Annotated in this window: 12 protein-coding genes; 6 read left to right on the top strand and 6 right to left on the bottom strand. The window is 59.0% G+C overall.

All coding sequences use genetic code 11. The annotated features are described in order from the left end of the window. Window positions 1-32: 32 nt before the first annotated feature. Window positions 33-1,619: a hypothetical protein gene (locus ACY692_RS02310; RefSeq protein WP_462323717.1), complete on the top strand. Its 1,587-nt coding sequence runs from the start codon at window positions 33-35 to the stop codon at window positions 1,617-1,619. Window positions 1,620-1,814: 195 nt separating this feature from the next. Here ACY692_RS02310 and ACY692_RS02305 read toward each other — a convergent pair whose 3' ends face one another. Then, entirely contained in the window at window positions 1,815-2,972 is a 1,158-nt protein-coding gene (locus tag ACY692_RS02305; protein WP_462323716.1) for an ABC transporter substrate binding protein, read from the bottom strand. A 134-nt stretch (window positions 2,973-3,106) separates the two neighbouring features. On the opposite strand from ACY692_RS02305, the gene ACY692_RS02300 reads away from it, so the two are divergent. Further along, on the top strand, window positions 3,107-3,757 hold the full coding sequence (locus ACY692_RS02300) for an aspartate/glutamate racemase family protein (protein ID WP_462323715.1): 651 nt from the start codon (window positions 3,107-3,109) through the stop codon (window positions 3,755-3,757). On the opposite strand, the gene ACY692_RS02295 is transcribed toward ACY692_RS02300, so the two are convergent. From ACY692_RS02295 to ACY692_RS02275, 5 genes are all read right to left on the bottom strand, one after another. Continuing rightward, window positions 3,758-4,633, bottom strand: a complete 876-nt coding sequence (locus tag ACY692_RS02295) for a cell division protein FtsX (protein WP_462323714.1) — start codon at window positions 4,631-4,633, stop codon at window positions 3,758-3,760. 1 nt (window position 4,634) lies between these two features. Beyond that, window positions 4,635-5,363, bottom strand: a complete 729-nt coding sequence (ftsE, locus tag ACY692_RS02290; protein ID WP_462323713.1) for a cell division ATP-binding protein FtsE — start codon at window positions 5,361-5,363, stop codon at window positions 4,635-4,637. A gap of 183 nt (window positions 5,364-5,546) precedes the next feature. Continuing rightward, on the bottom strand, window positions 5,547-6,722 hold the full coding sequence (locus ACY692_RS02285) for a response regulator (RefSeq protein ID WP_462323712.1): 1,176 nt from the start codon (window positions 6,720-6,722) through the stop codon (window positions 5,547-5,549). After that, window positions 6,719-8,083, bottom strand: coding sequence for a GAF domain-containing sensor histidine kinase (locus ACY692_RS02280; protein ID WP_462323711.1), 1,365 nt, complete (start codon window positions 8,081-8,083; stop codon window positions 6,719-6,721). The genes ACY692_RS02285 and ACY692_RS02280 overlap by 4 nt, the downstream gene beginning before the upstream one ends. A gap of 489 nt (window positions 8,084-8,572) precedes the next feature. Next, window positions 8,573-9,853: an adenylosuccinate synthase gene (locus ACY692_RS02275; RefSeq protein ID WP_462323710.1), complete on the bottom strand. Its 1,281-nt coding sequence runs from the start codon at window positions 9,851-9,853 to the stop codon at window positions 8,573-8,575. A 319-nt stretch (window positions 9,854-10,172) separates the two neighbouring features. Between ACY692_RS02275 and ACY692_RS02270 the strand changes: the two genes are divergently transcribed. The 4 genes from ACY692_RS02270 (at window position 10,173) to plsY (ending at window position 15,828) form a co-directional block, all read left to right on the top strand. Continuing rightward, window positions 10,173-11,612 (top strand): MltF family protein, encoded by a 1,440-nt coding sequence (locus ACY692_RS02270; protein ID WP_462323709.1) that lies wholly within the window; start codon window positions 10,173-10,175, stop codon window positions 11,610-11,612. 149 nt (window positions 11,613-11,761) lie between these two features. After that, window positions 11,762-13,039, top strand: coding sequence for an IMP cyclohydrolase (locus ACY692_RS02265; RefSeq protein WP_462323708.1), 1,278 nt, complete (start codon window positions 11,762-11,764; stop codon window positions 13,037-13,039). 7 nt (window positions 13,040-13,046) lie between these two features. Next, complete coding sequence (locus tag ACY692_RS02260; protein ID WP_462323707.1) at window positions 13,047-15,101, top strand: ribonuclease catalytic domain-containing protein; 2,055 nt, start codon at window positions 13,047-13,049, stop codon at window positions 15,099-15,101. 136 nt (window positions 15,102-15,237) lie between these two features. Continuing rightward, entirely contained in the window at window positions 15,238-15,828 is a 591-nt protein-coding gene (plsY, locus tag ACY692_RS02255; RefSeq protein ID WP_462323706.1) for a glycerol-3-phosphate 1-O-acyltransferase PlsY, read from the top strand. Window positions 15,829-15,833: the final 5 nt, after the last annotated feature.

The following is a 15,833-nucleotide window of genomic DNA, read 5'->3' as shown; positions in this document are numbered from 1 at the left end:
ACCGGCTCCGTATCTCTGGAACGAACTGCCCTATGACCCCGCATCCGCCCCCTCCCGCTCTTCTGGATACCCTACACAAGCAGGCCCTAACAAAACGCCGCCATCTCGACGGACTGATCAGGACCAAGGGATCGATACGCCTGGGTGACTGGTGTTCAAATCTCTGGACGCCCTGGTCGTCGGATCTGCCAACCAACGATCCGCTCCTCGACTGCGTGTTCCGCCACACGGCCCGCCTGCTGGGGAAGGGGACCGCGGCCAAACTTGTCCAACATATTGAACATTCTCCCAATGTTCTCACCTCCAACCATCAGGGACTGGACTGCTACGCCCAGACCCTGCAAGGGACCCTGCTCTTCGCCCTGGCCCGGTTCCGGGATTGCGCAACGGATCCCATAAACTTCCCTGTCCTTGCCTGCGGCAACATCTCCCTGAACAACCTGACCTATCCCCAGGGGGTTCTTCTGGCCCGTAAAATCCAAACCAGAAGCGGGCGCAACGAGACCCGGTGGGCAGCGGCCAAAATCCCCATCTTTCCCCGCCGGATGCAACATGCACTGGCGAGTATGCTTCCCGCCTACACCATGGCCATGCTTGAAAAAGCCCGATCCAGAACACTGGCTCCATCCACGGCTCTGCTGGACTCGGAACAAAAGGGTGTCCTCCATCTCCTGGACGGGGTGTATTCGGCAGCCCTGGACCACAGGAACTTTTCCGACCAATCCACACTCATCAACGACCGGGCCTGGAAAAGCATGTTCTCCAGCGATCTGCGTCCCATATTCCCCAAGCCCGTGTATCTGGGGCTGGAAGCCATCTGCACCAGCCTCCTGGAGGCCGATTTTGCCGACGAGCACTCCCTCGTGCACGCTCTTTTGTTCGACACGCAAATCCGCCGGGAACTCGTCCACGCCCTCGACGGCACGGTTGGTTGCTGGTCCCTGAAAGGACTGCAAGGGCTTCTGGCCTCGCGGGGCCCCGTGCACAACACCAGAGCGGGTACCTTCTTTTTCTGGACCATCGACCAGAAGGGCTGCAAGCTGCCCATGGCCCTATCCAGGACCGGAACCACCACCCGACTGGTCCCCGTCAGATCCACCCCGTGGACCAGGGGGGAGGATTGGACGCCCGCGGGAATCTCCGGGGCATTGCAGGAAGGCCGCATCCTCCCCTCTCTGTTCACCAGCTACACGGTGCTGGCTTTGGCGCGGGGACTTGTCTGCCATGGGGGGATCTATCAGACCGAGTACCTGCCCGCCATGCAGGCCGGGCTATCCCTGGCCCTGCGCAGTTCCGGCAACGCAGAACACGCGGTAAAAATCGAGGCTGTCCACACCAACGCCTTCTGCTCGGGACACAATCTGGCCATGGCCCGCTATCCTGACGGCACAGCCGTTTCTGCTGGCCGGATCGAATTGATGGCCGCGGGGGGAATCACCCCGGAACATCTCGATGCCATGGCCGACCTGACCCTTCGTCAGGCCAGTCTGGCCGCCCTCCCGGAAACCTTTGCCCCCTTCCTGCCGTCCCAATGGCAATCCCACCGGGGGTATACGGAACTCACCCGACTGATCTGCGAACGGCTGGGGGACGCGTTGCCCTGTTTCGGAGTCACCTAGCCCTGGACCGATATGGTCCGGGGCGTCCGGAGGGACAGGACATGCCCTGGCCCTCCGCAATGTACACCAACAATGCCCGCTTCCCGGCTCCGGTTTGCGGTCCCTGGATCGTCGGCCACACAAAAAAAGGGACAACGCATCTTCATGGATGCGGTGTCCCTTAACCATATCAGGGTATGGCGCCGTATTTCAGGACTATTTTTCCACGTGCTCTATCCTCTCGTAGATCTCATCCGCTGAAAGCAGAATATCGAACGACGGATTGTACCCGATTTTCTTGGCCGTCTCGAGGTTCAGGGCGATCTTGGGCGGCTCCTCGTAGATCTGGCTCAAATAGCCGGGAACCGCACCATTGATGATCCTGCCCAGGGTCGAGGCATAGAAAAGTCCCACATATTTGTGCCCGGCCTGGGAGATGGACATGAGTGTCCCCAATTCGACCTCGCGGGAACCGGACTGCGAAAAAGTCGGCAACTTGTACTTGAAAACCGGGGCCAGAATGGTGCCCATCTTCGTTTCCTGGATGCCCCGATTCGCAGTGATATAGATCGCATCCACCTTTGGAGCGATCTCGTTCATCGCCTTGACGAGCCGCTCATAGGCCAGATCCAGGTCCTTGATGTCGAATGCGTCCTCATAGCGAACGATCCCGAACCCCTCCTCTCTGGCCACCTTTTCCACGTCGTCTACAGCCGCATAGGCGCGACCGGCGGGGGTATCCTCGTAGATGAGTCCCAAACGGTCAAACCCGATAACATCGTGGAACAGCCGAACCTGACGTTCGTACCGGGTCGGATCCACCTTGGCCAACAGGTGATCGAACCCCGAATCCTCGGGGCTCTTGATGATCCCCGCCTGCACGGGATTGCTCGAGGAAAACACGACCGTGGGGACATCATGGCGGCTATTGGCCAGATCCTGCCCCCCCCAGGTCCCCATGGCGATGAGAAAATCAATGTCCTTGTCCCTGTTCAACCGGGCAAGAAGGGTTTCCTTGGTCTTGGGACGAGCAGTGTCGTTCCACCCCGAGGTATAGAAACCGTCCTTGACAAACGTGACATATTCACTTTCGGCATGCTCGGCCACATAGTCCCAGAGCGCTCTGGTCTCATTGGGGTCCTTGGTCCGGGGAAGGTCGATGGGCTCGATCCATCCGAGTTCGACCAGACCAGCGACAAGTCCGCGGAGACTCTTCTGGTAATCCACGTACGGCCCCCCCTCCAGGTAACCGATACGGAAAAGGGGACCGGAGTGGTCGGCCCTGGGCCGGGGGTCGACCCCGTCGTCCCGTGCAGCAAGAGCCGGGGAAACCGAAACGAGCAGATACAGCAGGCAAAAACAAATTTTTTTCATGACTTTTTCCATGCTTTCGTATTGCAGGCAGGGGCGGGGTGCGCTAGTAACACTGTCCCACAACAATGCCAGACAATTGGTGTACACGTCGTGTGTATACCAAAAACATGACATCTGCCAAGAGGCTGCCCCCCTTGAAAATCGCTGTCATAGCCGGAACCCGGTACGATACGGCCCTGGGCTGTTCCATCCTGGAACGGTCCGGCATCCTCTGCCATCCCGTGCCCATGGCCAGGACCCCGGAGGAGCAAAACCTTCTCCAATACAAGGATTCGCCAGGGCTCCAGAAAAAGGTGGAAGATGCCGTATCACGCCTTGAGCGCAAGGGTTTCACCGGGGTAATGGTCTTTTGCAATTCCCTTGCGGCATGTCTGGATCTCGAACGGCTCAGGCAAACAACCCCCCTGGACATCGTCACCCCCCTGGACGTGTACGAACGGTTGGCCCGTCAATGGGACCGCATCTTCCTCATAACGGCCAATGGGCACACCCTCGCGGACATCGAAAGATTACTGCTGTCCAGAAACCCCGCAATATCCATATCGGGATTTTCGAGCCTCGGATTCGTCAAGCTCATCGAGCAGGAACCCCCCGACCGCGCCTTTGAAGAATTCCCCTTTGCCGAGCTGGTCTCCATGGCCCTGCGGCAGGACAACCAGGCCATCGTCCTGGGATGCACCCATCTCACGGGAGTCTTTCCCCACATCCGCGAAATCAGCCCCCTGCCGGTCATCGACACGGGAACGGCCATGGCCGGGATAGCCATGGCGTCTCTTGGAAAATAGTCACCCTTCTTTCACGGCCACGAAGCTGCTGACAATCCCCACCACCATGAGCATGCCGAGCATGCCCAGAGACTCCTGCAATGAGAGAAAGGGGACCTCGATCCACAGGGGTGGAAAATAGAGCATGTCCCGCAGTCCCACGTGGACGAGTCCAAGGAGCCCCAGGGCCAGCCCTCCCCCCAACAGCCCCTGCACAGCCCCTCCAACGATCAGGGGGAAACGGATATACAGCCGGCTGGCACCTACCAGACGCAGAATGTCGATCTCGTCCCTGCGCTGGAACAGGGCCAGCTTGATCGTGTTGCCCACCACCAGACCGACCACCAGGACCAGAAAACAGATCACCGGCCAGAACATTGCATTGCTCACCCGCATCCAGGAGTGGACCACGTCGATCCGGAGCGGATTGTAGTGGACCTTTTGGACAAGGGGCAGCGATTTTAACCTGACCAGCATGGATTTGGCCCATCCGCTCTGGTCATCCGCCGGCAGGGTGAAGGTCAGCAGGGCGGTCGCCGGAATAGGGCTCGCCTTTTTGAAGCCGTTCAGATCGACCTGGTCCCCAAAGGCCTGGGCGAGCACGTCCAGCCCGGCATCAGGGGTAAAGGTCTTGCTCGCGACCAGCCCCGGGAGTTCCTCCATGGACCGCCACGCGGCCCGGATCTGTCCGGGCTCGCTCCCCGGGCGGGAATAGACCTGGAATTGTATCTCGGCCTGACGCCCCAGAACCTGGTCCTCCAGGGTATTCACCAGCATGAGAAACATGCCCGCCAAAAACGCGACCAGACCAACAGCGGCAATGGTCAGACAAAGCGCCCACGGGGTCCGGAAGATATCACGGACTCCCTGTATGAACAGTCCCGGCAATCCGATCACTTCATTCCTCCCGACGGCAGGCTGTCGTTTGTCTGGAAACGAGATCCCGGCGCAGATCTTTAGCGGACGTGGTTCCCGGAGTCATGGGGACCCCGTCGCGCAGGAAGAGTATGTTCGCGTGGGGAGTATTGGCCAGAATATCCCGATTATGGGTGGCAAAGACGATGGTCGTGCCATGTTTGTTGAACTGGTGGAATACGTTCATGAGCCGCCTCCCCAGGTCGGGATCCAGGTTGCCGGTGGGTTCGTCGGCCAGAATGATCTTGGGCTTGACCACCACGGACCGGGCAATGGCCACACGCTGCTGTTCGCCCCCGGAGAGCTCCTCGCACCTGCAGCGGGCCTTGGTGTCCAGTTCCAGGCTCCTGAGCACGGCCCGGACACGGTGCTGGACGACCTGGGGCTTCTGTCCCTGAACCCTCAGGGGCAGGGCGATGTTGTCGTAGACCGTCCGCAAGGGGAGGACCTTGAAATCCTGAAAAACCACCCCGATCTGTCGGCGTAAACGGTGCAGACGCCCGGCACGCAGGGAACCCAGATCAATACCAGCCACATTGACCCGTCCTCTTTGGACGGGCAGGGCCCCGTGCAGAACGCGCATCAGGGTCGTTTTCCCCGCCCCCGAGGGCCCGACGAGAAAGAGAAAATCTCCCTGTGACAGGGAGAAAGAGACGTCCTTGAGCACCCAATGGGAGCCAAAGGAATAGGAGAGGGATTGTACGTGGATCATGGGGGCGTTCGCACGGGTCAAGGTCGTTTGGGTCCGGTCGTTTCCACGGCCGGTGGGACGCGACGATCAAGAACGATCGCGTCACTGTCAACTACCCAAAAGCGCGCAAGGATGCAATGCGGCGGGGCCGGAAGATGCGGGAAGAAGATGGAGAAGATGGATGGCGACAACATACCCGAACACTCACCCCGAGGATGCGTCCGGATTCTTGGACTCCAGACGTTCGAGCATCTCGCATGCGGACGTGAAGTCGGGTTTGAGAGCGATGGCCCGCTTGAGGTGGTTGGTCGCCCCCCGGATGTCCGAGTTATGCACTTCGGCCATGGCCAGGTTGAACAAGAGCTTGATATTTTCAGGATCCTTGCGGAGTGCCTGGATGTAGATCTTCACGGCCGCCGTGACCTTGTCTTTTTTGCGCAGGGCGAGCGCGGTGGCGTTCAGCGCGTCAGAGGAGAGGGAGGAAAAAATATACGGGGTATACTCCCGCAGAACCCTTTCCACCGCCCCCTCCTGGAGATAGATCGACCAAACCCTCTCTTTGAGTTCGCGGTTGCGTGGTTCCATATTTAATGCGGTCATGAACCATTGATTGGCCTCGGGATATCTTCCTTGCCCCATCTCGAACCGCCCTTTGGACAGGACATAATCGACATTTTCCGGACTGATTTCCATGGCCTTGTCCAGACTCGCCGAGGCACCGGCCCCGTCTCCCATCCCGGATAGGACCAAGGCCCGCAGATACCAACCACGGCTCATCAACGGAGCCTGTTCCAAACAGGCATCGATATCCTCCCTGGCCGTCTCCCATCGCTTACTCTTCCAGGCCAAAAGGGCCTCTCCGTAGAGAACCACTGCCCGGGCCCTTGCCCCCAACTCCCGGGCGATCTGACCAAGAAACCGCCGGGCCTCCTCGGTCTCTTCCGCACCGACCAGGGTTTCAAGATGTCGACAGGCATCGCTCCCGCCCACGGCCCGGCAACGGTCAAGCAGGGCGAGCTTCTCCTCGAGGGCACTGATGACAAGGGGCTTGATCAGGTAGTCGCTCACCCCGGCGTCGGCGGCCAGGGCCAAATCCCCGGGCTCGGCCCGGGAGGTGAGCAAGAGGAAGGGGACCATGCTGGTGGGAGGATGTGAGCGGACCCGCTTGAGCAGATCCATGCCGGACATAACCGGCATCTTCCAATCCGAGATGACCAGGCCCAGGGTCTCCTCCACGTTCCGGATCACGTCCCAGGCCTCCCGACCATTGCCGGCCTCCATGACCTTGGAGAATCCCAGGACACGAAGAATATTGACCACGGTTTGCCGGGCCGGAACGATATCCTCGACCACCAGCACCGGACCATGCCGGTCGATCATGGCCGTTCCTCCCCATAGACATACGCGGAGACACAAAACCGGGATCCTCCGATGCCGGAATCCTCGACCCAGATGGTCCCCTGGAACAACCCAACGATCTTCTTGCACATGTACAATCCTATACCCGTTCCCTGTATACCTTGTTCGGCGGCCTGGGAGGTCCGGGAAAATTTCTCGAACACCCCCTGTTTGTATGTATCCGGTATGCCCATACCGGAATCCTCAACCCAGATCTTGACCAGGGTCTTGTCCCTGTCCGCGGCCCTGCGCCCCCTGTACTCCTCCCACCCCACCCGGACCGTTCCATGTTCCGGGGTATATTTGACCGCATTGGAAAATAGATTCTGGAACAAATGGGGCAGGAGATAGTCATCGGCCCAGATACGGATGTCCGGTCCACTGCAGTCCTGGATAACCAGTCCCTTTTGCTCGGCAACGGGAGAAATACGTTCGAGTTGCTCACAAACCACCGGGAGGATCCGGACGGGTTCCAGGGACGATACCCGCTCACGGTCCTGGATCCGGGCGATCTCGAGAAAATCATTGATCATCTCCAAGAGCTTTTTGGCCCCGGCCATACCGTTCTCCACGATATGCCGCCGCTGCTCCTCCACCCCCATGTACAGAAGCAAATCATAGGTCGCGATAACCGCGGACAGGGGACTCTTGAAATCGTGGACAACCATCTGGACCAGCTCCATGCGCTCCAGGGTCGAAGACAAAAGTTCGTTGCGTTTGTGCTCCAACTCCCTGGCAAGGACCTTGTACCGATCCTTTTCTTCCCTGAGGGTCTCGAGCAAACGGCAGTTCTCGAGCAGGGGAGAAATCCAGCCGGCATAGGTGGCCAGGAGATCCACGTCATTGTTTTTGAAAGAGGTTTCGTCGCTCTTGTCGGACATATTGACCACGCCGAGGACCCGGCCGTCCCGACCTGAAACCAGGGGGACGGATACCAGCGAGGTCGTCTTGTACGCCCGGCCCCACTCCTTGAAGCGTGCGTCCCCCTTGATGTCGGCCACGAGGAGGGCCTTCCCGGCAGAAAGAACATGCCCTGAAACCGAGTCGGGACAGAGGGGCTGGACCAGGCCGATCAGTGAAGATTCGGAGGCAGCCATGACCTCGAGTCCCTCCCAGTCATCGGACAGGAGCATGATTGATCCGCGTTCGGCCCCGACCCGGGCCAGGAGGATCTCCAATCCCTGCTGGATCTTGTCCCCAAAAGAGAGATCATTCCGGGACAAGAGCTGGACGACCTGGAAAAGAACCGTCCCCTCGACGACCATGCCCGGGCCGCTCACCGTCCCATGGTCCAAACCAGCACCCACACTCCGGCACGTTGTTTCCATTTCCATACTTGACATATGTACACCCGCCCCGTTTGCTCGAACATGGAACCAAGTACAATATACTATAACTATTCAGGCCAAAATTTTACGGTTAGGACATTGAAAAATTGGGAGGGGTAAAAAACCCAAGAAAGGAGAGACCTACACGCTACCCCCCCCCCATAGTCTCGTATCCCTCTCAAATTGCGTAAACCTTTTAGTATCTTACGCAAGAACGTCTGCCATAAAAAACAAGAAAATTCTATAACCGACTGAACGTAAAACCTACACCCTGGAACTGCGGCTTGGCCGCATTAGATTTCTTAAATTTCTTAAATTTGCACTCCTGATTCTTGGGAAACGCGCCTGGATGCGTACCATATATTTTTTCATTATTGCAATAACGTAATTGAAATATTTGGTCTTACAAATCGAATACTTGTCTTACAAAATACAACGGCCGGGAAATATTCCCGGCCGTTGTATTTTGTACTATTGGCAAACAACAAAAGATGCGTACCGTTGCTAACGCTGGATCGTTTGGTCCCTGTCCGGACCGACGGACACATACCGGATGGGTACCCCCAGAAGGGTCTCGATGCGCAGAATATACTTCCTGGCCGCGGCGGGCAACGCCTCGAACGAGGTACACCCGGTGATATCCTCCTGCCACCCGGGCATGGTTTCGTACACCGGGGTCACCCGGGCCAATCCATTCTCTTCCTGGGGGGGATAGAGGATTTCTTCACCCTTATAGGTATATGAAGTGCAAATTTTTATTTCCTCGAGTCCGCCAAGAACATCCATCTTGGTCAGGGCGATCCCCGTGGGGCCGTTGAGCCGGACGGACTCGCGCAGGATGACCAGGTCCAGCCATCCGCACCGCCGTGGCCGTCCGGTTGTAGCCCCGAACTCGCCCCCCTTCTCCTGGAGAAACGCTCCGGCCTGGTCATCCAGCTCCACCGGAAAGGGGCCACTACCGACCCTGGTGGTATAGGCCTTGACCACGGCCACGATGCGGTCGAGCATATTGCAGGCGCACCCCCCGCCGGCAGAGGCGTTACCGGCCACGGTATTTGAAGAGGTCACAAAGGGATAGGTCCCGTGATCGATGTCCAGGTGGGTTCCCTGGGCCCCCTCGAAAAGGATGGAACGGGACTGGGCGACATTCTCCTGGATGGCCGCGGAGACATCCCCAAGATAGCGGACCGTGCGTTCTGCATAGGGCCAAACCTCCTCGAGAACGGCCTCCGTATCCAGGGGAGGGAGACCGTACAGGGAGGCAAAAAGGGCATTCTTCTCGACCAGGGCCTTGGCAATCTTGTCCCGCAAGAGTTCCTTGTCGGCCAGATCACCGGCCCGTACCCCGATACGCGAGGCCTTGTCCTCGTAACACGGACCGATCCCCCGGCCGGTGGTCCCTATCTTGTCCTTGCCCGCCTTGGACGCTTCCCGGGCGGCATCAAGAACCTTGTGGTAGGGCATGATCACGTGGGTCTTTTTGCTGATCATCAGATGGTCCGGCCCAATGGTCCGGCCATGCTCGACCAATCCGTCCAACTCCTTGCAAAAAACCTCGGGATCGAGAACCACACCGTTGCCGATGCAACAGGTCTTGTCCGCATGCAGGATACCCGAGGGGATGAGATGCAATATGCATTTGGTCTTCCCCACGACCAGAGTATGTCCGGCATTGTTCCCTCCCTGGAAACGGACAATGAGGTCCGCTTCCCGGGTCAACAGATCGACAATCTTGCCCTTGCCTTCGTCACCCCATTGCGCTCCCATCACCACTGTATTCGACATATTCCTTTTCTCCTTGCAGATGATCGCAGTCCCCGTACGGACGGCAAATAGCACCATTGCCTAAAAAATGGTCGCAACAAAGTCAATGTGCAAGCTCGCCATCCGCCCAAACAGGTACAATTCTCCACGGTCCCGACGCCCCCCCCGTTTTTTCGGGCAACAACCGGGGTCCCATCGCCGTTCCGGATGGGGGCCGGGATATGTGTGCCCGGTACACGGTCAATGACGTAGCGAAAACCATGAAACGGACTCTTTCAGGGGGTACAACGGTCTTATGCTTGCCAAACACCGTCCCCTTCTTTAACGGTCGGTGGCACATATGCGTACTTCCATCGTTCTGGTTATACATATCATCGTACTCGTCGCCGCCGAAACCCTTCTCGTCGGCCACTTGGTCACTCCCGGCCACCCCCCACGCCGTTTACGGGTCGCCTTTGTCCCCAGCGGGATGACCATATCCCGACTTTCCCCGTACGGCCCCGGGTTCGGCAGAGAATTGGTAGAACGGTTCTGCAAGGAACACCGTCTCGAACCGGAATGGATCGTGGTGGATTCTCCCGACCAAGGGTTCGAGCTTGTGGACTCCGACCGCGCGGATATCCTCATCGCGGCCCACGGATCCCGGCATGCCCAGCCATCGGACCGTTTCGTCAGCGGCCCCCGCTATATGACCGACCACCCCCTCGTCGTCCACAACAGATGGAAACACGGCCTTGTCCATGCGCGGGATATCTGCAAGTATACCCTGCCGATCTCCCCCCATCCCGCGTTACGATCCGCAGCGCTCTCCCTGGCCCAAGCCATCGGCTGTCCAAACATCGGGCTATTGCCCATCGGTCCCGGCCTGCGCCCCCTCCTCGCGGAGATGGCCCGCAACCGGACCCGTTTCGCCATTGTCGGGGCGAACGATTTTAGGCTCTGGCAGCCCTTTTTTCCGGATATCCGGCCCTCATTCCCGGTGCACCGATTTTTTGGGACCCGGTGGATCTGGCAGAAAACAGACCACTCAAACCTGGACGCACAACTTGCTTCCTTCTGGTCCGGCCTTCTTCCGTCTCTGTTTTTTACCGAGCTCAAGGCCCGCTATTTCGGATTCTTTCCCGATTCCACGGACTTCTACGAGCTGGACCACATCCAGGAGATTATCGACTCGGCGCTGCCCCGCTACCGGCAAACCATCGTTCCGGCAGCCGCTAAAAACGGGCTCGACCCCCTGCTCCTGACGGCCATGATCTACCAGGAATCACATTTCAACCCACGGGCCAGGAGCAAGACCGGGGTCCGCGGTCTCCTCCAGATCAGCCGAATAACGGCCAGGGAGCTGGGTATCGCCAACCGTCTCGACCCCCGCCAGAGCATCTTCGGGGGGGCAAGGTATCTACGCCGTCTCATCGACCGGCTGCACCCACTGGGGCTTGACCAGTGGAACACCCTCTTCTTGGCCCTGGCGGCCTACAACCAGGGCATGGGCCATTTGCAGGACGCCATCGATCTGGCCAAAAAACTCGGCAGACAAAGCACGGGATGGCGGGAGGTCAAGGAAGTCTTCCCCCTGCTCAGTTACCGCAAGTACTACCAGGATGCCCCCCACGGCTACTGCAGGGGCATCGAGGCCGTGGATTACGTCGATTCCATACGCTATTATTACTACTATCTCACCGGCCTCGTCCGTCTGGACCGTCCGGCAAGCGGGGAGCTCTCCCTTCTCCTCGATCCCGGCCTGTCCAAACACCATCCCCCGCCTTCATTTGCCCCCTGATTTTGTAGGGGCGAAAAGGAACAATGACGATCCATGCCCGGATTCCGGCACAGCAAAACGTTGCAATCCAATGGTGTGTCCAAGCACAGAGCAACGGATTTTAGAGATTGAAGTATTCCCACATTGCAAAAATATACAAGGAGTCCATCGTGAGCGATCTGAAAAAGATGTACCGGACCATCCAGTCCGATCCCTTCCCCCCGACCATGACCATGACCATGGGTGGAACCACCCTGACCTTCCACAAACGGACCTGGACGATCAACGATCAGGAACAGGGACTGCGTTATGGGGAAAATCCGGACCAACCCGCCGCCCTGTATGAACTCGAGCAGGGAGAACTCGAACTCGGCGGTGTCACCCTGCGGGAAGGCGGCCAAGGGCTGGTTTCCGGCATGACCGAGGAACAGATGGTCCAAGCCGGCAAGCATCCCGGCAAGATCAACCTGACCGATGTGGACAATGGGATCAATATTCTCCAGTACCTGAGCGCCAAGCCCGCCGCCGTGATCCTCAAACACAACAACCCGTGCGGAGCGGCCTGGTCGGACAACGGGATCGCCGGGGCCCTGGCCAAGGCCTTCCTGGCCGATCGGATCGCCGCCTTTGGCGGGGCCATCGTGGTCAACCGCCCCATAACCACCCAGGCCGCCGAGAACATTGCCGGGGGGTATTTCGAGGTCGTGGCCGCCCCCTCCTTCGAGCCGGGCACGGTGGACATCCTCAAATCACGCAAAAATCTGCGCATCCTGGAGATCCCGGGCCTGGCCACCCTGGAGACCCTGGTGAACACCCCGTTTTTGGACCTCAAGTCCTTGACCGATGGCGGGATCATCGCCCAGTTCTCCTTCAGGAACAAGATCCTGACCGCGGAGGACTTCCTGACCGCCGAGGCCACGACCAAGGACGGGTCCACCGTCATCGCCCGGGGCCCCTCAAAACAGGAGGCCGATGACCTCGTCTTTGCCTGGGCCGTGGAGGCCGGGGTGACCTCCAACTCCGTGATCATGGTCAAAAACGGGGTGACCACGGCCATAGGCACGGGCGAACAGGACCGTGTCGGATGCGTGGAGCTGGCCATCCACAAGGCATACACCAAATACGCCGACAACCTGGCCTTTGAGGAGCAGTCCTGCTCCCTATACGAACTCAAGGAAAAGGCTGCCAATGATGGGGCCCCCAAAAAAATCCTCGACGACATCTTGGCCCGGACCGAGAAGGCCAAGGGAGGATTGCCCGGATCCGTCATGGTCTCCGACGGATTCTTTCCCTTCCGGGACGGGGTCGATGTGGCCATCGCCCAGGGGATCACGGCCATCGCCCAACCGGGAGGGTCCATCCGGGACCACGAAATCATCCGGGCGGTCAACGGGGCCGTTCCCCAGGTCGCCATGGTCTTCACCGGACAGCGGTCCTTCAAACACTAATACAATCATGCCATCATTCTCCCCCGACACTCTCCGACCCGGCACGGTCGTCGAATATATCCAGAACAACCAGCCCGTCATGGGATGGGTCCAGGAAATCCGTACCGGCAGGGTCAAACTTGTGAATATCAACCAGCGGGAGATGAAACTCCCTCTGGCCAGAATCCTCCCGTGGATCGGTCCCGGTCTCCCCGAGACATCGAGCAGATCCGAGGTCCTGCACACCCTCAAGACCTTGAATGTCCAGCGCGAAACCTTGGGCCGGGACATCGATCCCTTGGAACTATGGGAGCTGGCCCAGGGCGAAATCTCCAAGGCCTCCCTGGGATGGCTGGCTGGACTGCTCTGGGAATCCCCCGATGCGGACCGATCGGCCGCCCTGGGACGCACGCTCCTCGAGGCCAGGACGCACTTCAAGTTCTCCCCACCGCACTTCGAGATCTATACGCAGGAGATGGTAAAAAAAAGGACCGAGGAGATGCGCCGTGTTCAGGCACGTGAACACCTGCTCGATGCGGGAAAGCCCTTTTTCAAGGAGTTGTGGGAAGCCGGCCACAAAGGGACCGTTCCGACATCCTTTCCCGATCCGGAGACGGCCGGCAAACTCGAATCCTTGCTCTTGGACCGCATCGCACTGCGTGCAACAAACGAGACCGATCCGCTGTGGAAAAAAATGACCGCCGGACTGCCGGATGTTCCTTTCCTTGCCCTGTTGCTCGCCCAGGCATGGGGGATCGTTCCCGAGCACTACAATTACCTTCTGGACCAGGCCGGGTATACCTGGGAGGACCAATCCTGGTCCGCACCCTTTGCCGCGGATATCGACGATCTCCGTACCAGGGTCCGGTCCATGGCCCAAGAGGTGGAATGCACCCGTGCGGTGAGCATCGATTCCCCTTCCACCCGGGATATCGACGACGGATTCGTGGTCGAAAAAACCCCACGGGGATACCGCCTCGAACTCGTTCTGGCCTGTCCCGCTCTGGGATGGGCATTCGGATCTCCTCTGGACAAGGCCGTCATGGAACGGTTTTCGTCCATATACCTGCCCGAGGGGACGGCGAACATGCTCCCCCAGGATCTCGGGACCGATTTCTTCAGCCTCCTTGCGGGCAAGGACAGACCGGCCCTGATCCTGGGGATCGATGTGGACGGCACGGGCCGGATTCTCGGAGCCACCCCCAGACATGGGTGGGTCCGCCTGGAACACAATCTGACCTATGGATGGGTACGGGACAATCTGGCTTCAAAGACCCCGGACCCCATGCTCCGCGCCGCTGAAGAGCTTGCCCAAACCCTGCGCTCCAGGCGGATCGAGAAGGGTGCCGTGGTCATGCAGCAATCCGACCCCAGGATCACCCTGGCCCACCACCAAGAAGGGGTGGAGGTCTTCCTGGACACCGGCGGAGAAGAATCCCCCGCCCATGTCCTGGTCAGCGAGTTCATGATCCTGGCAAACACCGTTATCGCTGAATGGGCCACGGCACAGGGGGTCCCCCTGATCTTCAGGACCCAGAACATCACACTGCCCAAGGACAGCCCGGGCATCTGGTCCGACCCCTGTGACATCTTCAGACTCATCAAATGCATGGGGCCCTCGATCATGGAGACCGATCCCAAACCCCACGCCACGCTGGCGGTCACGGGGTACGCACCGATCACCTCTCCCCTGCGGCGGTACGCGGACTTCATCAACTCGGCCCAGGTCCTTTCCCGGGTATCCTCCCAGACGCCCCGATGGACCAAGGAGTCCATAGGGGCGGTCCTCCCCTATCTGAGCGCCCGGGCCCAGGCCGTGGGCAAAATCCAGCGCTTCCGCCCCAGATACTGGAAATACCTCTTCTTTAAACAACAGGCCAAAGAGGGACGCTGGACGGGAAAAATTGTGGAGGTGACAAACAAACTGGTCACCGTGGCCCTTTCGGGTGAGCAGCTCTTTCTCAAGGCCCCCCGACCTCTCTTCGGGGACACCGTGGCCGTGGGCAAGAGATATTCCATACGTATGGGAAAAATCGATCCATTGAACAACGAACTGCGCATCGCCGAGGCCAGGGAGGAATGAGTCCGGCAGTGGTGGCACACGGCACATGGTTGCGCTCACGACCCTCTTGTTTTAGAAATGAGCACGCCGATCACGATCGGGTGTTGCACGACCCGAATCCTCCCCTTCCATCCCCAACAACAGCATGGAGACGATCATGGTAACAGTATTCTGGCTGGGACTCAGCTATCTCCTTGGAGCGATCCCCTTTGGCCTGCTCATCGCCAAGGCCTTTTGCAAAATAGATCCCCTGGCCCAGGGGAGCAAAAGTATAGGTGCGACCAATATCGCCCGGACCTGCGGCCTGGGGTACGGGTTGTTGACCCTGCTCCTGGACCTCCTCAAAGGATGGTTCCCGGTCATCCTGGCCACCAGCTTCACCGATTCGGCCGTCTTTCTGACCCTTACAGGCCTGGCCGCCGTCCTCGGACACATGTACTCGGTGTTCCTGGGCTGGAAGGGTGGCAAGGGTGTGGCCACCACTCTGGGAGTATTTCTGGCTCTGGGACCGGGCACGGTTTTCTGGTCCGTACTCGTCTTTGCCGTGGTGACCATTGTCAGCGGCTACGTATCCATGGGGTCCCTGACCCTGGCCACGGTCCTGCCCCTCTTTCTCCTTTTTGGCGGGAATGTCCCCTTCATTCCCCTCGCCATCGCACTCATGGCCCTGGTCTTTTGGAAACACCGGGAGAACATCGAGCGTCTCAGGGCCGGGGAAGAACATTCCTGGAAAAAGAAAAAACAATGATCTGA

It is taken from the genome of Desulfoplanes sp. (genome assembly GCF_054921335.1).
Note: the sequence above shows the minus strand (reverse complement) of the source record. Positions and strands in the feature narration are given on the sequence as shown.